Here is a 24375-nt window from a genome sequence, read left to right on the forward strand (position 1 = left end):
TATGGAAACGCAGACGCAGGGATGGTCCAGGTCCTAATCGGCGAAGACTTCTTCCAGGCACTGTGCTTCGAGCAGCCTGTCGGCCCAATGGTCGAGCTGTTCAGGCGTTGCCTGGTCGAGTCGCTCCGAAGCCCGGGGCGGTAGCGGGCCGAAGCGGCTGCTCAGCAGCCGGTTCAACACACGGCGCTGGCCTTGCAACTGTCCCAGCGCCTGGCCTTGTTCAAGCCCTTGCTCAAGGCCTTTTTGCATGCCCTCTTCAAGTCCTTTTTCAAGACCTTTCTGCATTCCGGCTTTCTGGAAGTCCCGTTCCCATTGCTTGATACGGTCAGCCAGCATGGTTTCCACCTCCTGCAGGTTTTCGATTTCGGGGACGGTGCCCGTCGGGAATTCGATGCGTTTGAGGATAACGCGGTTGAGCCAGACGGTGAAGGCGCGTTGCAGGCTGTCATGCTCAGGGCCGCTCAGGTGCATGCGCAGGCGTGCCACCGCTGCCTGGATGGCTTGCGGGCTGGCGCCTTCCTCGATCTCGATCAGGCGGGCGACGCTGTTCCCGGGCAATTGCCGGGCGAGGTCCGCCGAGCGGCTTTCGTCCAGCAGGAAGTAACGCAGGCTGGGCTGGTAGCGTTGCAGGGGGCCGGGCAACTGGCTGATCAGTTCCGTGAGTTGCATGGGCGCGCGCCAGCGCGGCCGGCCGTTGTAGATCACCAATGGGAAGACCGGCGGCAATTGGCTGTGTGGGGGGATCTTCTCGGTCTTGATCAGGTCCTGGTACAGCAGACCGATGTAGACCAGCAGACGCAACGCCATCCAGTGGTCGTTCCTGCTCTGGAACTCCAGTAGCAAGTAGATATACAGCCATTCCCCGTGATGACGGACGCGCCAGACCAGATCGTCGACCCGTTCCCTGAGCGTATCGCTGACATAGTGCCCGTTGACCTTCTCCAGGGTCGTGAAGTCCAGTTCCTCAACCCAAGCTTCATGGACGAACCCCGTCAACAGATCGCGCACCATCGTTGGGTGATTGAACAGGTTGCGCTGTGCCTTGTCCTGCTCGTGATGGCTTGCCATGGGCCACTCCCTGGCGGTAGATGGACAAAGCTTCAACGCAAGCGAGCACACCTGCAAATCGTGGTCGTCGATTTGTGATGGCGTTCACGAAAGGGCTTGGAAACGCTGCTATTGCCTGCATGGATAGTGCCCGTTCGATACGGTTGCTTGTCCGCTATGGACATCCGCCAGCGTGCCGCCTATCGTTCGTGGCGGTTGCGCCGCCCGCAGGGCGGATGCCTTTTCACAGCCTCCTCGGCTGCTTATTCGACTAGAGATCTGTCTATGAAAAATTCCCTTGCCATCACCATCGCCGCTGCCCTGGCCATTGCGACCGGTCCGGCTTCGGCTTTCGATCTGGGGGAAGCTGCCAAGCTGGCCTCGGCGGTTTCTGGCAATCAGGCGGTCGCCGCGAACTCGGGGACCCTGGAGCTGCTAGGCACGTTGTCGAATCTGGATGTGACTCCGCAGCAGGCTGCCGGTGGTACCACTGCATTGCTCAAACTGGCTGAAAGCAAGCTGACGGCCTCCGACTATACGCAACTGGCCGCACAGGTACCGGGGCTGGAGAAACTGAGCAGCAGCGGCAACCTGGGGCAACTGGCCTCGCTGGGCGGCAGCCTGTTGGGCAAGAAGGACACTTCGAGCAATGCGCTCAACGGCGTCCTTGAAAATGTGCAAAGCCTGCAGGACGTCAACAAGGCCTTCTCGGCCCTGGGCATGGACAACTCCCTGGTGGGGCAATTCAGCCCGATCATCCTGCAATACCTCGGTAACCAGGGGCTTTCCACTTCGCTGCTGCAAAGCCTGTCGGGCATCTGGGGCGTCAGCGGTTCCTGATATCAGGTTCATGAATGACGGGGCGGGTATCGCGGCATGGCCGCGTTACCCGTCGAACCGGCCCCCCGAGTGCCCCGTACGGATCAGACCCATTGCGCACCCGGACAACCACCGCGGTCACCAACCACCCCCTCACCGCCGATAAACCCGGATTCAAGCTTGCGATCCTTGCCATGCCGGCCATTGCCTGACGGGTCGGTACGCTTTAACCACCCTACTGTCCAGATGGGTGGCGAAGTGTGTACTTCATCACGGAATCCATCGGCGTAAACTGGCAGCATTGCGTCCTGTGTCCCATCCCACAGGACCCGGGAAATGGCCCAGGCTCACGACACCGGCTACAAGCTGCTGTTCTCCAACCCCGAGTTCGTGCGCGACCTGCTGCTGGGCTTCGTGCCGCAGGATTGGGTGGGGCAGGTGGATTTTTCCAGCCTGGAAATGCTCAACGGACATTACGTCAGCGAGGATATGCAGGGGCGTTACGAGGATATGGTGTGGCGGCTCAAGCTGGGTGACGACGACTGGGTCTACCTGTATCTGCTGCTGGAGTTCCAGTCCACCCCCGACCGCTTCATGGCCCTGCGCCTGCTCACCTATATCGGGCTGTTCTGGCAGCAACTGGAAAAGCAGGGCCGGCTGACCCGCGATGGACGGCTGCCGCCGGTGTTGCCGCTGGTGCTCTACAACGGCTTCAAGCCCTGGCGGCATTCCACCCGGCTAAGCGATCTGTGCCACCCGGCACCTGCCGGCCTGCAGGTGTTCCAGCCGAGCTTCGACTACCTGCTGATCGACGAAAACCAGTACCCGGACAGCGAACTGAGCGGGCGGCGGAACCTGGTGGCGATGCTGATGCGTCTGGAACAGGCGCAAACACCGCAGATCATGAAAGCGATCATCGACGAACTGCGCGGCTGGCTGACACTGGACGACCAGACCCACTTGCGTCGTAATATCATCCGTTGGATCATCGGTTTGGTCCGTCGTCGTACGTCGAACGGGCGGATCCCACCATTGAGCGACCTGCTGGAGGTAAGCACCATGTTGGCGGAACGCACGGAAACCTGGACCGAACGCTGGGTGCAGGAAGGCATGACGAAGGGGTTGGAACAAGGCCGGGAGGAAGGCCTGGAGCAAGGCCGGAAATACCAGGCAACCCTGTTACAGCGGCAACTGGGCAGGCGCTTCGGGCCGCTACCGGAATGGGCCGCACAGCGAGTCGAGCAGGCTGGGCAGGCGCAAATCGGAGCCTGGGCCGAAGCGATCTTCGATGCGCCAAGCCTGGAAGAACTGCTGGGCCAAGACAAGCCGTAACGGGATGGACTCGCTGGCGAGTCCATCCATAGATGGCAGGGCAATCGCGCTATGCACGGCAAGGCGCTTTTGTCGAAGTCCCTTTCCGGTGAATAACGGTGTAGCGCAATCGCCCTGGCATGGATGGGTAGAGCGCAGCGAAACCCATCGAGTCGCGGTATCCTCGGGACCGAATTACATTCCAAGCTAATCGGTTCGATAGCCTATGAGCACTCAAGGACCAGCCCAGCCCCCTGCTTCCCGCGAGCTTGCGCAACAGGCTCCTCATGCATACCCCGTCATCGTGCACCGTGGTGCGACCTCGGGCGTGACCGGCTCTTGTCACCAATTGCACTTCGACGAAAATCACAGCCTGCTGGTCGATTGCGGCCTCTTCCAGGGGGACGACGCCCAGGGCCATGGCGATGGTGCGGCCATCGACTTCCCCATCGACACCGTCAAGGCGCTGATTGTCACCCATGTACATATCGACCATATCGGGCGTATCCCGCAACTGCTGGCGGCAGGTTTCAAAGGCCCGATCTATTGCACGCCGCCTTCTGCCCGCCTGTTGCCCATTGCCCTGGAAGATGCCTTCAGGCTACAGATCAGCCGTGACCGCGATACGCTGCAACGCTACCTGCAACTGATCGCACAACGTCTGGTCGTGCTGGACTACGACCACTGGCACAGCCCGGCGGAGTTCCCGCCTGGCCAGTTCAGGCTGAGATTGCAACGGGCTGGCCACATACTCGGTTCGGCGTACGTGGAAATCGCCCTCGGGGCGGAACCGGATGGGCAGCGCATCCTCTTCTCCGGCGATATCGGCGCCCCTCATGCCCCTCTGCTGATGCCGCCGCGGTCGCCCGAGCGAGCCGATATCATGGTGCTCGAAAGCACCTATGGCGATCGCCTGCACGAAGGCCGGGAGCACCGCCGCGAGCGCCTCGCGGCCCTGATCGAACAGGCGCTGGATGACCAGGGGACGGTGCTTATCCCAGCCTTCAGCGTCGGGCGCACCCAGGAACTGCTGTATGAACTGGAAGACATCATCCACCAGGCCGGCGCACCGGAGCGTGTAACCGATACCCTGCCGGACGGCAGTCGGGTCGACTGGCCCAGGCTACCGGTGATCCTGGATTCGCCCCTGGCCAGCCGCTTCACCCAGGCCTATCGCGAGCTCCAGCCTTGGTGGAATGAAGAGGCGCGCCTACGCCAGCAGGCGGGGCGCAAGCCACTGGCCTTCGAACAACTGATCAAGCTCGATAGCCACGCCGACCACCAGCGTATCCTCGCGCACCTTGGCAAAACCGCGCGGCCCGCCATTGTTATTGCAGGGGCCGGCATGTGCACTGGCGGGCGCATCGTCGAATACCTCAAGGCCATGCTGGGCGATCCGCGGCACAACGTGCTTTTCGTCGGCTACCAGTCGCCCGGCACCCCTGGCCATGATATCCAGCGATACGGACCGAAAGGCGGCTACGTCTACCTGGACAGGCAGCGCTTCGACATCCGTGCCGGCATCGCCAGTATCGGTGGCTATTCGGCCCATGCCGACCAGGCCGACCTGCTGCGCTTCGTCAGTGAAGGCGGGGCATGGCCACGGGAGATTCGGCTGGTGCATGGCGAAGAGCAGGCCAAGCGGCAATTGGCCGCAGCACTGGGACGCCTGTACCGGGAGCAGGGAAGACCGGTGGAAGTGGTCACGCCATAGGTCTGCTGCGGTTGGAAACCGATTCGTAGACTTCCTTACCGTCAGCGCTGCAAATGGCCTGATGGAAGACTTCGCTGGCTGATATGGGGAACCAGGTGTGATCGATGGGGTCAAGATCAATCCGAAATTCGCTTTTCCGGCTCGGGCAGGGAATCAGGCGGTCTTCCATTCACTTCCGGTAAAGGCCAAAAAGCTGGCGTCAAACACTGGCGTAAAAAAACGCCACACGCAGGTTATCCATGTAAAATCCGCACTTGGACTCAGATGTTCTTGAATTAAATAAGAATATTTCTTGATTTTGTGGTGAAGGATTTCGCTTCCCCTGCAATGCGGCAGCTTCCGCGGTGGCGGCAAGAATGAGTTGGCAGAGCCTGCGGAAAACTCGGCAGGCGGTTATCGAAGGTCTGCCGGATGGCGACGTAGCATTCATGAAGTGATGGAGTATTGCATTGAACCCTAATGTTCCCGCCAACCAGGAGCAGCGTACGGACGAAATCGACCTGTTCGAGCTGTTTTCCGGTCTCTGGGCGCAGAAATGGCTGATCGTGGGCTGTTCTGCGTTGGCCCTGCTGGTTGCGACGGCCTATGCTTTTCTGGCCACGCCCTACTACGAAGTGCACAGTATCTTACGCACAACCCAGTTGAAAGAGCTCGATGAGCTCAATGGCACGGGAGTCTATAAGATCGACCCGGAAGAAGCCCTCAGGCGTGTGGGGGCCTCGCTGGATTCCTATGAAACGCGAGTCTCTTTTTTCAATGCCAACCGTGAATTGTTCGAACCGCTGAAAAAGGGCAGTGGTAGCCTGGAAAATGCCTTTGCGGCGTTCAACGAGGAGCAGTTCACCTTATTGCAGCCGGACCCGAGGAAAACCTCGTTGGTGCCTTTCGTTGGGCTGAAACTGGAGTATCCGGCGGATGTGGATGGCGTGGCCATTCTGAATGGCATGGTGCGGCAGGCCATTTCCGATGAAAAGGTGCGTATCGCCCAGGATCTGGAAGGTGTCATCAAGAGCCGGCTCAATGTCATCAACCGGCAGTTGACTGCGGCCCGTGCCAAATACGAGGCCAGCAAGGAAAACAAGATTGCCGGCCTCAAGGAAGGCGATGAGATCAAACGCGCCCAGTTGCAGGATGAACTCAAGGCCCTGCGCGGCGAACTGCGCTTGCGCCGGCAGAGTCGTATTACCCAACTGGATGAAGCCATCGCCATTGCTCGTTCGCTGGGCATCGTCAAACCCACCACACCAACCTCGATGGGGCAGGACGCAGGGGCTGCACAAGGCAATATCATCCGCACCGAAGTCTTCAACCAGCAATTCCCCCTTTACTTCATGGGCAGCGAGGCCCTGGAAGCCGAGCGCAATGGCTTGCTGAAGCGACGTTCGGATGACCATACCGAACCGCGTATCGCCAAGATCCAGCATGAACTGCAGTTGCTGGAGAACAACCGGCAGATCCAGTTCATGCAGAGCCGTGAGGATGAAGATCTCTTCTTGGCAGCGCTTGCCGATCTCCGCGAGGAAAGCTCGCGCCTGGAGAATATCAAGCTGGACCTTAGCCAGTTGCAATTGGCACGTGTGGACCGGCCCGCTATCGAGCCGATAAAGCCGATAAAGCCGATAAAGATGACGATCATGGCGTTGGGTGTGGTGCTTGGAGGTATGTTGGGGGTGTTCGCGGCTCTTCTAAGAGTGATTCTACGTAGAAAAGCTAATGCACTCGCCTAGCCTTGTTGAGCCGTTTTTTTTTGGGGGGGGTAGAGAGGCTCTTTGTTTCTGTCTCTATGCCACTACTGACGAGTTGTGTGGGTATTCGCTTTTGATCACTGGAAAAGAGACCTGTGATCGACACAGGCGTTCGCGACCCTCGGGGTGCCTGGAGACGCCTCCCCAACTTGAGCATGCGTTCGTTTACTCTGGCCGGCAAGTTTCTGTTGGTCTTTTTCCTTACGCAATTTCTCAAGTCGGCAGAGATGGGGCTATATGGCCTGTTGGTTGTGACCACTGGCAATGTCCTTTTTGTGCTTTTGTTACCACTCGTCTTTGCCTAGAGATGCCTGCCATGGACACTGGCTGGCTGGTTTTTCATCCTGAAGTATCTCAGCCAGGAGACTGTGCGGCTGCTGGTCGCCATTTGCCTACCACGGCTAACCAGTCCCAGCCTTGTGCTATTCCTTTGTCAGGGTGCCTGGATAATTGTCGTGTCGATGAGTTGATACGTACATTGAAATCAGTCTTGCTAGCCTTAGTGGTGGGACTAAGATTCGTTCTTGCTTTCATGCGCTTTATTCGGTTGCGGGTAGGTTGTTGGAGAGGAAAAGTCGATTGGAAGTGGATCGAGCAGGGCCTGAAGGTCACCCGGCCTCTGGCCCATCGTCATATCGCCAACATGATCGTATTCATTCCCACAACTTGGCTATTTTTCCTCTACTGGCCTCACCTGGTGATTCCACTTTGCCTGAGCGCCGCTTTCCTTCTGATCGTCGTCAGGAAGACAGCCGCCTATGCTCGGCTGACTCCTGTGCGGTATCGTCATCACAGCCCTGCATTATAGGCTTTAATTTAAGGAACTTTGGATGTTCAGCGATAAAACCATTCTCATTACCGGCGGTACGGGCTCTTTTGGTAACACTTTCGTACCTATGACTCTTGCCAGGTTCAACCCGAAGAAGATCATCATCTTTTCTCGGGATGAGATGAAGCAATGGGATATGGCCAAGAAATACACGGATGATAAGCGTATCCGCTTCTTTATCGGAGACGTGCGTGACAAGGAGCGTCTGTATCGGGCTCTTGATGGTGTCGATTATGTGGTACATGCCGCCGCGACCAAGATCGTGCCCACGGCCGAGTACAATCCTTTCGAGTGCGTGAAGACCAATGTACTGGGCGCGATGAATCTGATCGATGCCTGTATCGACAAGGGCGTCAAAGGTGTGGTCGCACTTTCCACCGACAAGGCCAGCAGCCCGATCAATCTCTATGGCGCCACCAAGCTGGCTTCGGACAAGATGTTCGTAGCCGGCAATTCCTATTCCGGTGAACACGGCACCCGCTTCTCGGTTGTCCGCTATGGTAATGTCATGGGGTCGCGTGGCTCGGTCATTCCCTTCTTCATGTCGATCAAGGACAAGGGCGTTTTGCCGATTACCGACGAGCGTATGACCCGCTTCATGATTTCCCTGGAGCAAGGCGTCGAACTGGTCTGGCATGCCTTCGAGGATATGGAGGGTGGCGAAATCTACGTGAAGAAGATTCCGTCGATGAAGGTAACCGATCTGGCACGCGTAGTCGCTCCGCAAGCCCGGCAGGAAGTCATCGGCATTCGCCCTGGAGAAAAACTGCACGAGCAGATGATCAGTGCCGAGGATGCGTATTACACCTACGAATATCCAGAGCACTTCAAAATCTTGCCAACAATCAATAACTGGGCGACTTGCGAAAAGCGTATCAAGGATGGAAAGAAGGTTCCCGAAGGCTTCGTCTATGCCAGTGATAACAATGCCGAGTGGATGAGCGACGAAGAGCTGCAGGGATGGATCGACGTCAACCGTGAAAAGATCGGGAGTATCTGAACCATGATCCCCTATGGTCGTCAGGATATTACCCAAGCCGACATTGATTCGGTGCTGTCAGTGCTGCAGTCGGATTTTCTGACTCAAGGGCCGATGGTTCCCCGCTTCGAGACACTGGTCGCGGAGCATGTCGGGGCACGTCATGCTCTGGCGGTGAACAGTGCTACTTCTGCCTTGCATATAGCCTGTCTGGCCTTGGGGCTTGGTCCGGACGATTACTTGTGGACGACACCGGTTACCTTTGTCGCATCGGCTAACTGTGCTTTGTATTGTGGTGCCCAGGTTGATTTCGTCGATATCGACCCACGTACTTACAATCTCTGCCCCAAGGCGCTGGAGCAGAAGCTGCGGCAAGCCGAGCGTGACGGTAAGCTGCCCAAAGTGGTGGTGGTCGTGCATCTGTGTGGGCAGCCCTGTGACATGCGGGCCATTGGTGGGCTGGCCGAGCGCTATGGCTTCCACGTCATAGAAGATGCTTCCCATGCGATTGGTGGCAAATACCAGGGCGAATTCATCGGCAATTGTCGATACAGCGATATCACAGTGTTCAGCTTTCACCCGGTCAAGATCATCACGACTGCCGAGGGAGGTATGACGCTGACCAATAGCGCCGAACTGGCGGACAGGATGGCGCTGCTGCGCAGCCATGGTATCACCCGTGACCCGGCCCGGATGACCCATGAAGCGGATGGCCCCTGGTACTACCAGCAGATCGATCTGGGTTTCAACTATCGCATGACCGAACTGCAGGCAGCTCTGGGCGTCAGTCAGATGCAGCGGCTCGATCAGTATGTTGCCCGTCGCCATCAACTGGCCGCGCGTTATGACGATCTGCTGGCGGATTTCCCGGTTACCAGGCCGTGGCAGCATCCGGACAGTTATTCCGGATTGCATCTATATGTTATCCGCTTGCAACTGGATAAGATTCGGAAAACCCATCGTCAGGTATTCGAATCCCTGCGTGAGTTGGGCATAGGCGTCAATCTGCACTATATTCCTGTGCATACCCAGCCGTATTACCAGAGCATGGGGTTCAAGGCTGGCGATTTTCCGCAGGCTGAGCAGTACTACCGCGAAGCGATCAGTTTGCCGATGTATCAGACGTTGCTGGAGCAGCAGCAGGATGAAGTTCTCAATGTGCTCAGACAAGCCCTCGGGGAGTAGAATGATAATTTCACCATCCCGAGAGACTCTTGATAAGTTGGTTTGCCACCAAGTTCACAATCTTTTCCTTCTGGACGAGGATGAGCGAGAGAAACTTGTAGGTCTTATTCCGGGAGTTTTGGGAAAAGTTGAATACTGCTTCGGTCATTCAAGCAATAAGTACTATAGGAAGGATGGCGTAGTATTTTTTGATGTTTACCACTCGGGTCAATACTGTATTTTTTTATACTTTTTGTCCAGAAGTCTTTTTCTGGAATCTTCCGGAAATACTGATTTGGCCGCCAAGGTTTACTGTCTGAATAAGGCGCTGAATGGTCTGGATGTTTTCTATGAGATAGCGATGCCGGAGATTTTTCATCTGGATCATCCGGTTGGTAGTGTGCTGGGGCGCGCGACTTACGGAAATAATTTTACGTTCGCCCAGCTTTGTACTGTCGGGAATAACAAAGGGATATTCCCGGAGATTGGTGAGAATGTACAGATGCTCTCGGGGTCAAAAATCATAGGGAAATGCAAGATTGGAGATAATGTGATTATCTCTGCAAACGCTTATGTCAAGGATACCGACATACCTGCAAATTCACTGGTTTTTGGTAGCTCGCCCAATCTTGTGATAAAGCCTAGAAAGGTGTTACCTGAATGAGGCTCGCAATCATTCCTGCCCGTGGTGGCAGCAAACGCATTCCGCGCAAGAATATCAAGCCGTTCTGTGGCAAGCCGATGATCGCCTGGTCTATCGAGGCGGCATTGCAAAGCGGCTGCTTCGACCGGATCGTCGTCTCTACTGATGATGCAGAGATCGCTGAAGTCGCACGGCAGTGTGGGGCCGAAGTGCCATTCATGCGCCCGACGGAGCTATCCGACGACCATACCGGCACCATTCCGGTGATTCGGCATGTCATAGAATGGTTCAATCACCAGGGGCTGGGCGTCGAACAGGCCTGCTGCCTCTATGCCACCGCACCCTTTGTCAGTGCCGAGGACCTGCGCCTTGGTCTGGATATCCTGCAAGGCAACGATTGCGACTATGCTTTCTCGGTGACCAGCTACGCTTTTCCGATTCAGCGAGCCATCCGCATCAATGACGGTCGCGTCGAAATGTTTAATCCCGAACATTTCAATACCCGCTCGCAGGACCTGGAAGAGGCATTCCACGATGCCGGTCAGTTCTACTGGGGCCGTGCCGAAGCCTGGTTGCAGGGGCGGATGATCTTCACTCCGTGTTCGTTTCCGGTATTGCTGCCTCGCCATCGAGTGCAGGATGTCGACACCCCGGAAGATTGGGTGCGTGCAGAATGGCTGTTCAAGGCCTTGAAGCAGGACCGGGAAGATTAAGGCATTGCCATATGAACGTCGTCTTTCGTACTGATGCATCGCTTCAGATTGGCACCGGCCACGTGATGCGTTGCCTGACTCTGGCCGATGTTCTTACTGCGCAGGGGGCCGATTGCCAGTTCATCTGTCGTGAGCACCAGGGCAACCTAATCGAGCAGATTCGTAACAAGGGCTATATCGCCCATGCCTTGCCAGCCCTGACTGAACCTGCAGAGGCGAGCTTGACTACGAAAGATGAGCAGTCTCCGGCCCATATCCATTGGCTTGGTGCGACACAGGAGCAGGATGCCGAAGCATGTGTTCCTGTGCTTGCCGAACTACGCTCCGACTGGTTGATCGTCGATCATTACGCACTGGACGTTCGTTGGGAACTCGTGCTCAAACCACACTACAAAAGCTTGATGGTGATCGATGATCTGGCTGATCGTCAGCACCAGTGCGACTTGTTGCTTGACCAGACTTTCGGTCGTGATGCCGATGATTATCAGGCCTGGGTGCCAGCCGACTGCCGACTGCTGTGTGGTTCGCAATACGCTTTGCTGCGCCCGGAGTTCTCAGCTCTGCGCCCTTACAGCCTGGCGCGTCGTGCTACGCCGCGACTGCGCAATTTGTTGATCACCATGGGGGGGGTCGATAAGGACAATGCTACTGGACGGGTGTTGGAAGCGTTGCAGGCCAGCCCGCTCCCCGCTGAATGCCAAATCACAGTTGTCATGGGGGCGGCTGCTCCATGGTTGGCGGAAGTCAGCAGTCTGGCGAAGAGTATGCCTTGGCCAATCCGGGTTCTGGTTGGGGTCAATGATATGGCGCAAATAATGGCCGACAGTGACCTGGCGATTGGCGCTGCAGGCGCCACATCCTGGGAGCGCTGCTGTCTTGGATTGCCGACAGCGATGATGGTGGTAGCCGATAACCAGAGGTACGCCGCCTGGCTGCTGGATCAGGCACAATCAGTACGGATGGTGCATCTTGATACGAGCCTTTCAAATGAGTTGGCTATTTTTATTGGTGAAGTCGCTAATTCCGACGAATATTTAAAGCGGCTTAGTAAGAATGCAAGTTTCGTGACCGATGGTAAGGGCTGCCAGCGCGCCGCTGACTGGCTGATTTCTAGAGAGGAAGAATGATGGAGAGCTCCATATTGAAATTCGGCGTGCTCCGACCTATCAATCCGGAAGAGCTCGAGTTAATGCTTGCGTGGCGAAATGCCCCAAGCGTACGAGCCAATATGTATACTCGGCACGAAATCAGCCTCGCCGAGCATCTTGCATGGTGGTCAAGGATTCAGGGACGTAGTGACCAGAAGTATTTCATGTATGAATTTCAAGGGGCTCCCTTGGGAATTGTCGCGTTTACTGGCATCGATCGCACGAACCAGAATTCGTCATGGGCGTTCTATGCTTCTCCGCAAGCCCAGAAGGGCACAGGAAGCAAGATGGAGTTTGTCGCGTTGGAGTATGCCTTCCGCAATATACAGCTTCATAAACTGTGTTGCGAGGTCCTGGCCTTCAATACCCCCGTTATAAAGCTTCATCAGAAATTTGGATTTAAGGTTGAAGGTGTATTGCGTGAGCAACATATGGTGGACGAGGCGTTCGTCGATATTTATCGATTGGGAGTGCTGGCGTCCGAGTGGGCAGTGCAACGCGAAGAGATGTTGCATAAACTTCTAAAATTATCCAGCCTCTGAGATATGATTGATGACTCCGAAAATCTCTATTGCGGGCCGAGATATCGGTCTTAACTATCCGGCGTACATAATCGCTGAGATGTCGGCTAACCATAACGGTCGTCTGGAAACCGCGCTAAAAATCATTGAAGAAGCCAAGAAGGCTGGCGCCGACGCACTCAAGCTGCAGACCTATACAGCAGACACCATCACACTGGATTGCGACTCCGAGGAGTTTCAGATCCACGGTGGCCTCTGGGATGGTAAAAATCTTTATCAGCTCTACCAAGAAGCGCAAATGCCTTGGGAATGGCATCGGCCTTTGTTCGAATATGCGCATAAGCTGGGTATCACCATTTTCAGTTCGCCGTTCGACAATACTGCCGTTGACTTGCTGGAAAGCCTTAATGTTCCGGCGTACAAAATCGCCTCGTTCGAGGCCGTAGACCTGCCCTTGATCAAGTACGTGGCCAGCACTGGCAAGCCCATGATTATTTCCACCGGCATGGCTGATGCTGATGAGATTGCCGAAGCAGTCGAAACTGCACGCGAAGGGGGGTGTAAGGAACTGGCCGTGCTGCATTGCGTCAGCGGCTATCCGGCGCCTGCCGAGGACTACAACCTGCGCACCATTCCCGACATGATCGCGCGGTACGGCCTGGTGACCGGGCTTTCCGATCACACCTTGGATAACACCACCGCCATTACCAGTGTGGCATTGGGCGTTTCGATCATCGAAAAGCACTTTACCCTTGACCGTTCCGGTGGCGGCCCCGACGACAGCTTCTCGCTGGAGCCTCAGGAGTTGGCTGTACTGTGTCGTGATACCAGAACAGCTTGGCAGGCGCTGGGGCGGGTTGACTATGGGCGTAAGTCCAGTGAGCAAGGAAATGTCAAATTCCGTCGCTCACTGTATTTCGTAAAGGATATAAAGAAGGGGGATGTGATTACTTTCGATACGGTGCGCAGTGTGCGTCCCGGCTTTGGCCTGTCTCCAAAGTATCTTGATAAAATTATCGGCAAGAAGGCTGCCATGGATATTAAGGCTAATACTGCCGTGAGTGCTGAGACTTTCAAAGCTTGAGGCTATGAGCGGCTCAGCTGGTGGTGCCAACAGCTTTTTGCTAAGGATTTTGATCCAGCTGCTGGGTTTGCTCACGGTCGGTATCCAGCGTTCACTACTCTAAAGGTTAATGGCTGGCAAGATGAAATTTGCATTTATTGAAAATCGTTACAAGACAATATTTTGGGCTGAATTGGCGAAAGAGTTACGCCTACTGAATTGTGCTGTTACATGGTTGGTTCAAAATCCGGTTTTTTCTCCTGTTGGGGAACCGATGGATACAGTATTTAACATGCCTTTCCCTAGTCGTTCTGATCTGGTTATGACTTCTGATGCCGGCTCGTTGGGAAAAGCGCGTAAAGCAGATCGCTATATAAATTATTTTGGCGGATCCGATCGACATTATGGATACTACAAGTCTTTAATAAAAGCGTGGCTTGACCGTGAGCGACCAGATGTTGTCGTCGGAGAAAGTACATTGTTCCATGAGTTGATTGTGATCAGTGTCTGCCGTGATAGGGGCATTCCATATCTACATCCGAGTATGCCCGGTTATCCTGGTGGTCGTTACTCTATATACAGCTACGACAGTAAGGAAACGGTGGGGCTAAATAGCAAGGTGCCCTGTGATGCTGATTGCTTGGCAATGGCGGAGGCTATTCGCAAGCGTGAGCGCATACCTGATTACATGATTCCCCCCACTGGCAGGGAACCTGAACGTAGTCATCCCTTGCCGCGTTCAATGAAGGATCGTCTGATAATACTGCGCGGTTATGTGGCGGGTGAGCGTTACAACACGCCCGCTCCATGGCGAAAGTGGCTGCTCGACAGGCAGGTGCAGCGGCGCCTGAAGGTATGGCAACAGATAGCCTCAGACAAGTCCTTGGAGGGCAAGGGATTGCGCCTTGCGCTTTACCCCTTGCAGATACAACCGGAAGCCAACCTCGATGTTTGGGGCCAGGAATTTCGCGATCAGGCGAAGCTGGTTATCCAACTTGCCGATGCATTACCTGAAGGCTGGCATCTGCGGGTCAAGGCCAATCCTAAGTCAAAGTATGAACTCAGCGACGGATTGCTGGATGTCCTGCGCTCCCATCCCAAGGTGTCGCCGATCCCGCTTATGGACAGCATGGCTTCGGTGCTTGCTGAAGTCGATCTGGTCTGCACCGTTACTGGCACAGTCGCGGTGGAATGCGTGCTTTCAGGCAAACCCTTGGTACAGTTTGGACCGAGTGTGGTTGATCATGGTTCGGGGTGCGAGCAGTTGAGGTCAGCTGTCGAGATCGCTGATGTGGCTAGGAGTATCGAAGCCAATCGTTACAGACTCGCGACGGATGAAAGTCGTATAAATCTGGTGAGAAAGTTATATGCCACAACTTTTCCTGGTAAGGTGTCTGATCCGGTAAACTTACCTTCCGTTATGGCTGTGGATAATGTTAGATCAGTCGCCAATACAATTCTTGAGGTGGCCAAAGGATGCGTCTGAAGGTTTTTGTTACGGGTTTTTTTTGTTTTATTTTACCTCCATGCGAATTCAAGAACTGGTTGTTGAGTGTCTTTGGGTGGCAAATGGGGAGCAACTGCAGAGTAGGCTTTTCGTGGATTAGTACTAAAAGGGTGAGGCTGGCCAATGGTGCGCGAGTCGGACATGCCAATCTGATAGTGGCAGATGCTCTTTTCCTGGCCAATAATGCATATATTGGCCATCTTAATCGAGTGACGGGACCACTATGGCTGGTTCTTGATGAGCAGGCTGGCGTAGGCAATCAAAACAAGATTGTACGCGCCCAAAATGGGGTGAGTTGGGGACATGCAATTTGTAGACTGGGTAAATGGTCGAAAATTACTGTTGAGCACATAGTGGATTGCACTCGTAGTGTCACTATTGGTGATTACTCGATATTGGCAGGACGCGGTAGTCAGCTATGGACTCATGGCTATTTGCATGCGCCTCAAGGGTTGGGTCGTTTTCGTATCGATGGCTCCATTCGCATCGGCAGTAACGTCTATATTGGCTCGGCCTGTGTTTTCAATGCGGGTGTGCATGTTGCTGACGCCATCACTATAGGAGCTTCTTCGTGCGTTGCGCGGTCACTGGATGTGCCTGGGCTGTATGTCAGCCAGCCGCTGCGGCATATTGAACTCAATTACGAGGAGGCTGCTCGTCGTCATCCGGAAGTCCAGGTGGAAGGGCTGGTTGAGCGTGTTGTGAACAAGCACTCGTCGATCAAACCATAATGCGACTGATACTATATCTAGGCCAGCATGGTCTGATCTTTGTCTTGGCCAAGTCGGCAGTTTTGATTGCCCCATTGCTGGCCGCAGGACTTCTGAGTCAGAGTTTGTATGGGACGGTCGAGTGGTGGTTGGCTCTCTCATTGTCTTTCGGACCGTTGCTGGCAATGGGGGCGCCAGGCTTGATTGCCTATGGCACTTTGGGTGACAAGTTTCGTCGGCATGTTCGTACTGCAACAGTATTTGTACTGATCGCGGTGACTGTGCTCTTGCTACTGGCTTTGGCAATGCCCTTGCTAGGCTTAGACTGGAAAAGCTCATTTTACGGTCCTGTGGCATTGCAATGCGCTGTAGTTGCTCTGCAGATGACACTCTCTGCCCGGCTCAAAGGGTTGGGGAAAGGGGCCTGGGCCTCTTTGGTAGAGAGTACGCTCTACCTGAGTCTGTTGTGTGCACTGCTACTCAACTGGCAAGGCTTTGATTTTATTCTCTCGTTCATGGGGCTATTGCTGTTTGCCTGCAGTTTATTGATAGGAGGGGTGATTAGATTTTTACCTGTACCCAGCCTTTCTCGCTGGCAAAGGCGCAATTATCGTGCGTTTCTGCGTGTAGGCCTGCATTTCATGGCAGGCAGTACATTGATGGGGATATTCATGGCATTGCCGCGAATCTCGCTTGGCCTTCTTGCCTCGCCCGAGAAGGTGGCAGAGTTTGCCCTGGTATTTCGCTGGCTTTCTATATCCATCGTCGCCCATCAGTTCATAAGTACGGTTTTCTTTCGCACGATATTTACTGATATAGACACACGGAAGCGTGACCGTATGCTTTCATCGGCAGTGCTCTTGGTCGCATTTGGTACGGTGAGCATTGTATTTGCACTGTATATTGCTCAAGCTCTTAACTTACCATTGCCTATTCCCACGTCAATGGAGTTGGTATGGTCGATGTCTATCGTCATGGTCATGTGGTCTGCCACTGCCTGTTTTGAAGGTAGTCTGTACCGCGAAGGCGCTTCTCTAGCCCAGATACGAGCTATTGTGTCTGGTCTGTTTGTCCAGATACTTGTTCTGGCCCTTGTGGCTGTGCTTGCCTCTGGAAATGTATTGCTCTACGGCGTGAGCTATGCTTGGCTTTTGGGGCTTGTTATAACTATTGCTGTGCAAAATTTGGCTTTGCGTATTGCTGGTCAAGAGATGTTTTTTCTACTGAGGGTGGTAAGTGGTTGTTTGATATTATTTGTAGCTTCTGCTTTTGCAGCTCTCTGGATTGTATGATCTTAGTGTTGCCTGAAATGTGTATGGTTGATTCTTGATATTTCCGATGGTGCTATTTGGTTTATATGGGGTATGAAAAATATTTGGTATGGTATTTAAGTTATCTGAAATCATGACTTTAAGGAGTCTCGGACAAAAAACTTACCATATTTTGGTTTTTTTGCTGTTCTTGACATATGCTTTTCTTGATGGCCCCAAGAGAGTGATTTCTTTGCTTATCGCTGTCACGGTGGTGTTGTTGATTTCCTTTTTCCTTTTACGGAAGAAGTGGAGTTTGCATGTTGGGCGGCGAAATTTTTTACTTTTTTTATCTGTGTTTGGCTTGTTTTCTTTGTTTTTATTGGGGCAACTTTTTTGGGGGTTGAATTCTCATTCTTTTGTGATTGCGGCGCCAGTTGCAATTTTTTTCATGCTCGCTTTTTCTGACAAGAAAAGAGTTGAAGATGTCTTGTTTTTCTCTGTTCTGGTGATTGTCCTTTTGGCTGTCATAGAGAAGATTACTGGGAGCTATATTTTTGTTGCGGAGTCTTCAACGGTTGCAGTTGATGGTTCTGCTGGGGTCGTTCTTGATGAGGCACTTTTTGCAGGCGCCGCAGGTTTGTTACGAGCAAAATCTATTTTTTTAGGTCCGCTTTCTTTGTCTGCATTTCTTATAGGTTCTGCCATAGTTTTGCGAAAAAATAAAATTGCTGTTGGTTTGTGTTTCTTGGGTGTTGTCTTGGCAATTTCAAGGACTGGTATATTTTTGGTTTTCCTTGTTTTTTTGGTTATGTTGTTTTCTGCTGAAAATAAAAATAAAGGGGTTAAGGTTTTTGTTTCGACGTTTGCTTTGTTTTCTTTTGTCTGTATTTCTCTGGCGTTGAATTCTGAAGTCTTGAGCAGGGTTCATGACGCGCTGGACTTTTCTGGAGGGTCTTCTACAAATAACGCAAGAGTTTACTTCTGGTCTATGGCTTTTACGGAGTTATCCAATTATTCGTTTTCTCAGGTTGTTTTAGGTGAGAATGGATTTTATCGATCTGTATATAATAATAATGCTGAAAGTGGCTGGCTGACGCTGTTGCTGGATTTTGGTGTGTTGGGGGTCTCCTTTTATCTGCTTCCCTTGGTTTTTATTTTCCTCAAGACGCCTTTCTTTGATGTTAGGATGATGGTTTTAATTTTGTTTGTTGCGAATTCGGTATTTACCTTCTGTTATGGTGTTACTGGTTGCTTTATTTACTGGCTGGTTGTTTATTGTCTTAGTAATTGGGAGCGAGAGAATGCGAGTAGCTATTATTCATGACTGGTTGGTGACTATTGCTGGTGCCGAAAAGGTACTGGCAGAAATTATAGCGTTGTACCCTGATGCGGACCTTTTTTCGATGGTCGATTTTCTCAGTGATAGTCAGAGAATGGCCCTGTCAGGTAAGATGGCTACAACCTCGTTTATCCAATCTCTGCCGAAAGCCAGGACAAAGTATCGCACCTATCTACCACTGATGCCCTTGGCGGTTGAGCAGTTCGATTTATCTGCGTACGATCTGATCATCAGCAGCAGTCATGCGGTTGCCAAAGGTGTCATTACTGGTCCGGATCAGGTGCATATCTGTTATTGCCATTCGCCCATCCGCTATGCATGGGACATGCAATCGCAATACCTAGAAGAAGCTGGCCTAGCCGAGGGATTGAAGAGCTGGGTGGCGCGTGTTCTGCTGCATCGCATCCGTAATTGGGATTATCGCACTGCAAATGGCGTTGACCACTTCATATCCAATAGTGATTACATTGCCCGTCGAATCAATAAGGTCTATAGACGCAGTGCTGACACTATTTATCCAAATGTCGCTGTCGAAGACTTTCCGTTGAAAGCAGAGAAGGAAGATTTTTATCTTGCAGCATCCCGCATGGTCCCCTATAAGAAAATTGATCTTATCGTTCGTGCTTTTTCCAAAATGCCTGACAAAAAGCTTATCGTCATTGGCGATGGACCTCAATTTGAAAAGGTGAAGCAGGCTGCTGCACCGAATATCTTGATTATGGGATACCAGTCGTTCGAGATCCTTCGTGATCATATGCAACGGGCCAGAGCATTTATTTTCGCAGCTGAGGAGGATTTCGGGATCATGCCCGTGGAAGCTCAAGCATGTGGTACTCCCGTCATTGCCTTCAGTAAAGGCGGGGTGTTGGAGACGGTGGTTGATGGAAAAACTGGAGTGTTTTTTCACGAGCAGACGGAAAAGTCTATTCAAGCGGCAGTCGGGAGATTCGAGCAGGAGTTTCAATTTGATCCTGATGCTATAAGGCTGCATGCATGTTCCTTTTCAACAGAGCGATTTAAGACTCAATTCAAATCTTTTGTCGAACAGAAAAGTGAAGAGTTTTTCCAATTCAGGAAAATTGAACATGTCTAATAATATTAATCCAGTGATCATGGCCGGAGGTTCTGGCTCTCGCCTTTGGCCTTTATCGCGTCAGCTGAATCCAAAACAGTTCTTGCCCTTGGCCGATGGCATGCAGTCGATGCTGCAGGCCACTATCCAGCGCTTACAGGGGCTGGACATTGCTATGCCGCGCTTGATTTGCAATGAGCAGCATCGTTTTCTAGCTGCTGAGCAGCTTCGACAAATAGGAATGGAACAGGCCAGTATTTTGCTGGAGCCGGTCGCTCGCAATACAGCTCCAGCTATTGCTCTGGCGGCATTGCAAGCCTGTGGCGAAGAAGAAGACCCGATACTTCTTATTTTGGCGGCAGATCACTTGATTCAGGATGTGCCGGCCTTTCATGCCAGCATTCAAGCGGCTCTACCGCTGGCCCGCGCTGGCAAGCTGGTTACGTTCGGCATTGTTCCGAGTCATCCTGAAACCGGCTACGGCTACATCGAGAAAGGCGTTGCCGTTGGTGATGGTTTTGCGGTGAGCCGTTTCGTCGAGAAGCCTGACTTGGCGACGGCGGCCGAATACCTGGCCAGTGGTGACTACTTCTGGAACAGTGGCATGTTCATGTTTCGCGCCAGCCGTTATCTAGAAGAGCTTGGGCGTTTCCAGCCGGCGATTGCTGCAGCCTGCCGCGAGGCTCTGGCGGGGGGAAGCCAGGATATGCACTTTATCCGTGTCGACGCCGAAGCCTTTGCTGCTTGCCCCGAGGATTCGATTGACTATGCGGTGATGGAGCGAACCGCCGATGCGGTGATGGTGCCGCTGGACGCGGGATGGAGTGATATCGGCTCTTGGTCGGCATTGTGGGATGTAAGTGCAAAGGATGCCGAGGGCAATGTGTTCAAAGGCGATGTGCTAAGCGAGTGTTCTTGCAATAGCTATATACATGCCGATCACCGTCTGGTGGCTGCTGTGGGGGTCGAGGATCTGGTGATTGTCGAAACCAAGGATGCTGTGCTGGTGACGCACAAGAGCCAAGTGCAGGATGTAAAGAAGATCGTCGAGCAGTTGAAGAATGGCCGGCGGCACGAGCATGCGAGCCACCGTGAAGTGTATCGGCCATGGGGGGTGTATGACTCAGTGGACAGCGGCCATCGTTATCAGGTCAAGCGCATCACGGTTAACCCTGGTGCCAAGCTTTCGGTGCAGATGCATCATCACCGAGCAGAACATTGGATCGTAGTCAGCGGTACGGCAAAGGTAACTAACGGTGACAAGACGTATTTGGTGACTGAAAATCAATCGACCTATATACCCATTGGACAGGTTCACTCTTTGGAAAACCCTGGTGTTATCCCACTGGAACTGATTGAGGTGCAATCAGGTTCGTATCTGGGAGAGGATGATATTGTGCGTTTCGAGGATAAATACGGGAGAGCATGATTTTGTAATAGGGGCTCTAATACGGTAGCCGCCTCCATTATTGAGTGTGAATGATTGGTTGCTGAAATTATATATTCAGTATTGTATTGTCTGTTCGTTAGTTCCATGGTTGGTTACAGTTACCTGCCTGTTTCCAGGGCGTATGGGAACCCCCGAATGCCGGTAGCCGTCTGAAATAGACGCAACGTGCTGGCGCGCGGGCGTATAGGTTCCGGGGCCGGCGCTTTGGCTGTGGCAGTGTCGCCGGTTTCGTCGACGCCACGAACATCTGCTTCCCTGGATGCTAAACTCCCGCGCACTTTCGTAGCTGTGCCTTATACCGTCGTAGCCAACATGGCTGGGAGCTGTTAAGAACTGATGCCCAATCTATCGCGTTACCAACCCACATTCGCCAAGCGCTACCCGGTTGCCCTGCTGGCGGCCGTGGTGGATGTATTGCTTACCATCGGGGCGGTCTACCTGGCCTACTGGCTGCGCTTCGATACTTGGCAGATGAGCGGGCGTTATACCAAGGCGGCCATGTTCTGTGCGGTATCCGTGCTGGTCAGCCTGTGGGGCTGTGGTCTCTACGGTTCATGGCGCGGCAAGTCATTCTTCTCCCAGGTCGGCGAGCTTGCCATTGGCTGGTTGGTTGCCACCTCGGCCCTGCTGTCGCTGGCTTTTTTCCTCAAGGTATCCGAAGACTACTCTCGCCAGTGGTTTATGTATTTCGTCGTGGCCGGTAGCACGCTGAGCGTGGCAGTGAGATTTCTGGTGTTTATCTGGTTGCGTGAGGTCCGCTCGGGGGGGCGTAACCTCAAGTCGGTATTGCTGGTGTCTGCCGAAGGAGGTTCTACCGTCGAGTACTACCGCAAGCGCTCCCTGCATGAGGACGGTTTTCGCATTGCCAGCAGCCTGGTCCATGGCCGCTCGGAGCAATGGCTGGATAGCCTGGTGGAGGAGGCGGATCGGCATGGGGTGCATGAGGTGTGGCTGTGCCTGCCGCTGAGCGAAGGGGGGGCGGTGCGCTCCATCATGTATGCGTTGCGGCACCGTACCGTCGCCGTACGCTTTTTCCCCGAGTGGGGGGACCTGCCGCTGCTCAACCACAAGGTCAGTAATATCGCGGGGCTCTATTCGCTGGACCTGAGCTGTAGTCCCATGGATGGTCCGGCGCGAGTCATCAAGCGGATGGAAGATATCCTTGTCGGCGGTCTGATCACGCTGCTGATCCTGCCCTTGTGCCTGTTTATCGCGCTGGCGATCAAAGTGTCTTCGCCGGGGCCGGTGGTGTTCAAGCAATACCGTACCGGGATCAATGGCCGCAAGTTCAAGGTCTACAAGTTCCGTTCCATGGTCGTGCACCAGGAGAAGAGCGATTCCGTGACCCAGGCGACGCGTAATGATCCCCGTGTGACCCGTATCGGTGCGTTCCTGCGGCGCACCAGCCTGGATGAGTTGCCGCAGTTCTTCAATGTATTGCAGGGGCGTATGTCCATCGTCGGGCCACGCCCCCATGCCCTGGCGCATAACGAGTACTACAAGGATCTGGTCGAGTCCTATATGCAGCGGCACAAGGTCAAGCCGGGCATCACCGGCTGGGCTCAGGTTAATGGCTACCGTGGCGAGACGGATACCCTGGAGAAGATGCGGAAGCGGGTGGAGTGCGATCTCTGGTATATCGACAACTGGTCGTTGTGGCTGGATATAAAGATCATTTTCTGGACGGTATTCAAGGGTTTTGTCGGCAAGGCAGCCTACTGAACTACCCGTTTCGTTGATGTTCCAAGGCCCGATGCGGCTGACTGTATCGGGCTTGTTTTTTGAGTGACGAATAATCTTTCTTGATGCTCGATGGAGGTTGGTTTGGAAGGGTCGTTGCGCGCAGGGCGCCTTGAGACTGTATTGCTGGCATGGATATCGATTGGCCTGTTCGTGCAGTTGGCCGGTCTGCTTTTCAATAATGATGGCAGCCGCTATGCGACCCAGGTCTACCTGTTGCTGTTTCTACCGGCCTTGCTCCTGTTGCTGAAGGAGCGTCTGGCGCTTTCTTTTTGGCGGCAGTGGCCGGCCTACTGTTTTCTGGCGCTTTCGGTCTGGGTTCTGTTGGTAGCTGGTCTGCATGAAGGCTCCGACAGGTCGTTCGGCTATTGGCTGAAGGTTGTCCTGTTCCTGGCCATCTATCTCTTCGCGGTGGCGAAGATGGTCGAGAGGCCGCGTCGGTTCGGCTGGATACTGCTGGCGGCGGCCTTGGTGGCCGCAGTCTTTGCCTGGTTGACGCTCTATTACCAGTTTGGTGTGCTGGAGCGTTCACTCGACTATGCTGTTGTTCGGCGCGAGCGTCTCCGGGAGCTTGGCTGGAATGGTTTTGCCGATCTCGACCACCCCATTATCGCAGGTTTGTATTATGGGGTTTTCGCTGTCGTGCTGACTTGGTTCTTCGTGCAGGGACGGATGACTCTGGTGCGTACCTCGGTGCTGGCTGTGGCCGTGCTGGGCCTGTTGCTCTATGTGCTGCTTACCTTCTCCCGTGGTGCCTGGTTTGCGCTGGTGGGTGGGGTGCTTGTGCTGTTGTTGTTATTTCACAATCGCAAGTCCTATAGCCTGTTGGGGATAGCTAGCGTTCTTCTGTTGATAGCCGTTTACCTGTTTTGGCCGGAAATACAGAATGAACGCAGGGTTGGCGTTAATGGGCGCGATCAGATCTGGTTGCACTGGTTGAACCTGCTGCCTGGGTTTTGGATGTCTGGAGCTGGTGCGGGCGCTGAGTTATCTTTCACCCTTAAGAGGGGGGGCGATGTCACCCATGCCCACAGCCTCTACCTGCAACTCTGGTACGAGTACGGCATAGTTGGCATAGGTCTGTTCCTGTCCTTGCTGGCCAGCCTGTTGTGGAAGGGCTGGGTCTGTCGTGCCGATCCTGTCGCGCGTCTGGGCCTGGCCTTGTTGGCGTTCGCCATGGTCGCCATGGTTTCCGACGTTTATGCCATTTTCCACCGCCCCAGTCCCTATTGGGTGGTGCTGTGGCTGCCAGTGGCAATTCTGTTGGGCGTGAAGGCGCCTGCTCGGGATCAGAAGCACTTTGCCCGCAGTGTGGGTTGAGGGCGGGGTGGCGATTTACGTTCTGCGCGGGGCGGACGTTGGCCCTGTATCTGGGGTTGCGGCTGGGGTCGTGGCGTGCTCAGGGGGATGGCCAGGGCGATCTCGCTATGCGCGGCAAAGGGCCGAAAAGAGCGCCGTAAGGCTCGAGGCTGAACGAAAAGTGAACCGCCCCGGGTATCGCGGAGGCTGTTTTGTTTGAGTCAGGCTGCAACGGGTATTGCTGTCTGACTCTGTTCGTATAGTGCCTCAAACTCGACCGGCGGCCTATTTCCAATCGGTTCCAGCAGG

General features: G+C 53.9%; 21 protein-coding genes. 20 read left to right on the forward strand and 1 reads right to left on the reverse strand.

Annotated features, from left to right (window positions below):
- Positions 1 to 33: 33 nt before the first annotated feature.
- The gene (locus tag DNJ95_RS14295) at positions 34 to 1068 is read right to left on the reverse strand and encodes an Rpn family recombination-promoting nuclease/putative transposase (protein WP_131185403.1); all 1035 of its coding nucleotides are present in this window, start codon (positions 1066 to 1068) and stop codon (positions 34 to 36) included.
- A gap of 264 nt (positions 1069 to 1332) precedes the next feature.
- Here DNJ95_RS14295 and DNJ95_RS14300 point away from each other — a divergent pair, with 264 nt between their 5' ends.
- The 20 genes from DNJ95_RS14300 (at position 1333) to DNJ95_RS14395 (ending at position 24087) form a co-directional block, all read left to right on the forward strand.
- On the forward strand, positions 1333 to 1887 hold the full coding sequence (locus tag DNJ95_RS14300) for a DUF2780 domain-containing protein (RefSeq protein ID WP_131185404.1): 555 nt from the start codon (positions 1333 to 1335) through the stop codon (positions 1885 to 1887).
- 315 nt (positions 1888 to 2202) lie between these two features.
- Complete coding sequence (locus DNJ95_RS14305; protein ID WP_131185405.1) at positions 2203 to 3198, forward strand: Rpn family recombination-promoting nuclease/putative transposase; 996 nt, start codon at positions 2203 to 2205, stop codon at positions 3196 to 3198.
- Positions 3199 to 3403: 205 nt separating this feature from the next.
- Complete coding sequence (locus DNJ95_RS14310; RefSeq protein WP_131185406.1) at positions 3404 to 4891, forward strand: MBL fold metallo-hydrolase; 1488 nt, start codon at positions 3404 to 3406, stop codon at positions 4889 to 4891.
- Positions 4892 to 5340: 449 nt separating this feature from the next.
- Positions 5341 to 6618 (forward strand): Wzz/FepE/Etk N-terminal domain-containing protein, encoded by a 1278-nt coding sequence (locus tag DNJ95_RS14315; RefSeq protein WP_242671978.1) that lies wholly within the window; start codon positions 5341 to 5343, stop codon positions 6616 to 6618.
- Positions 6619 to 6952: 334 nt separating this feature from the next.
- Positions 6953 to 7444, forward strand: a complete 492-nt coding sequence (locus tag DNJ95_RS14320) for a hypothetical protein (protein ID WP_131185408.1) — start codon at positions 6953 to 6955, stop codon at positions 7442 to 7444.
- Between the two features lie 22 nt (positions 7445 to 7466).
- A complete protein-coding gene (pseB, locus tag DNJ95_RS14325; RefSeq protein WP_131185409.1) occupies positions 7467 to 8465 on the forward strand; it encodes a UDP-N-acetylglucosamine 4,6-dehydratase (inverting) in 999 nt (332 codons plus the stop codon).
- Between the two features lie 3 nt (positions 8466 to 8468).
- Positions 8469 to 9629 carry a UDP-4-amino-4,6-dideoxy-N-acetyl-beta-L-altrosamine transaminase gene (gene pseC, locus DNJ95_RS14330; RefSeq protein WP_131185410.1) on the forward strand — a complete coding sequence of 387 codons (1161 nt, stop codon included), beginning with the start codon at positions 8469 to 8471 and terminating at the stop codon, positions 9627 to 9629.
- Between the two features lies 1 nt (position 9630).
- On the forward strand, positions 9631 to 10272 hold the full coding sequence (locus DNJ95_RS14335; RefSeq protein WP_131185411.1) for an LbetaH domain-containing protein: 642 nt from the start codon (positions 9631 to 9633) through the stop codon (positions 10270 to 10272).
- Positions 10269 to 10964, forward strand: a complete 696-nt coding sequence (gene pseF / locus DNJ95_RS14340) for a pseudaminic acid cytidylyltransferase (RefSeq protein WP_131185412.1) — start codon at positions 10269 to 10271, stop codon at positions 10962 to 10964. Before DNJ95_RS14335 ends, pseF begins: the two co-directional genes overlap by 4 nt.
- An 11-nt stretch (positions 10965 to 10975) precedes the next feature.
- Positions 10976 to 12091 carry a UDP-2,4-diacetamido-2,4,6-trideoxy-beta-L-altropyranose hydrolase gene (pseG, locus tag DNJ95_RS14345; protein WP_131185413.1) on the forward strand — a complete coding sequence of 372 codons (1116 nt, stop codon included), beginning with the start codon at positions 10976 to 10978 and terminating at the stop codon, positions 12089 to 12091.
- Entirely contained in the window at positions 12088 to 12654 is a 567-nt protein-coding gene (gene pseH / locus DNJ95_RS14350) for a UDP-4-amino-4,6-dideoxy-N-acetyl-beta-L-altrosamine N-acetyltransferase (protein WP_244944426.1), read from the forward strand. Before pseG ends, pseH begins: the two co-directional genes overlap by 4 nt.
- 10 nt (positions 12655 to 12664) lie before the next feature.
- Positions 12665 to 13717 (forward strand): pseudaminic acid synthase, encoded by a 1053-nt coding sequence (gene pseI, locus DNJ95_RS14355; RefSeq protein ID WP_131185414.1) that lies wholly within the window; start codon positions 12665 to 12667, stop codon positions 13715 to 13717.
- Between the two features lie 121 nt (positions 13718 to 13838).
- On the forward strand, positions 13839 to 15182 hold the full coding sequence (locus DNJ95_RS14360) for a glycosyltransferase family protein (RefSeq protein ID WP_131185415.1): 1344 nt from the start codon (positions 13839 to 13841) through the stop codon (positions 15180 to 15182).
- On the forward strand, positions 15173 to 15934 hold the full coding sequence (locus DNJ95_RS14365) for an acyltransferase (RefSeq protein ID WP_131185416.1): 762 nt from the start codon (positions 15173 to 15175) through the stop codon (positions 15932 to 15934). The genes DNJ95_RS14360 and DNJ95_RS14365 overlap by 10 nt, the downstream gene beginning before the upstream one ends.
- Positions 15935 to 15978: 44 nt before the next feature.
- On the forward strand, positions 15979 to 17205 hold the full coding sequence (locus DNJ95_RS14370) for a hypothetical protein (protein WP_131185417.1): 1227 nt from the start codon (positions 15979 to 15981) through the stop codon (positions 17203 to 17205).
- 88 nt (positions 17206 to 17293) lie between these two features.
- Positions 17294 to 18490 (forward strand): O-antigen ligase family protein, encoded by a 1197-nt coding sequence (locus DNJ95_RS14375; protein WP_131185418.1) that lies wholly within the window; start codon positions 17294 to 17296, stop codon positions 18488 to 18490.
- Positions 18468 to 19598 carry a glycosyltransferase family 4 protein gene (locus DNJ95_RS14380; protein WP_131185419.1) on the forward strand — a complete coding sequence of 377 codons (1131 nt, stop codon included), beginning with the start codon at positions 18468 to 18470 and terminating at the stop codon, positions 19596 to 19598. Before DNJ95_RS14375 ends, DNJ95_RS14380 begins: the two co-directional genes overlap by 23 nt.
- The gene (locus DNJ95_RS14385; RefSeq protein ID WP_131185420.1) at positions 19591 to 21006 is read left to right on the forward strand and encodes a mannose-1-phosphate guanylyltransferase/mannose-6-phosphate isomerase; all 1416 of its coding nucleotides are present in this window, start codon (positions 19591 to 19593) and stop codon (positions 21004 to 21006) included. The genes DNJ95_RS14380 and DNJ95_RS14385 overlap by 8 nt, the downstream gene beginning before the upstream one ends.
- Before the next feature lie 357 nt (positions 21007 to 21363).
- Entirely contained in the window at positions 21364 to 22749 is a 1386-nt protein-coding gene (locus DNJ95_RS14390; protein ID WP_131185421.1) for an undecaprenyl-phosphate glucose phosphotransferase, read from the forward strand.
- Positions 22750 to 22851: 102 nt separating this feature from the next.
- A complete protein-coding gene (locus DNJ95_RS14395; RefSeq protein WP_242671977.1) occupies positions 22852 to 24087 on the forward strand; it encodes an O-antigen ligase family protein in 1236 nt (411 codons plus the stop codon).
- Positions 24088 to 24375: the final 288 nt, after the last annotated feature.

Source organism: Stutzerimonas kirkiae, assembly GCF_004327335.1.
Taxonomy (GTDB): Bacteria; Pseudomonadota; Gammaproteobacteria; order Pseudomonadales; family Pseudomonadaceae; genus Stutzerimonas; species Stutzerimonas kirkiae.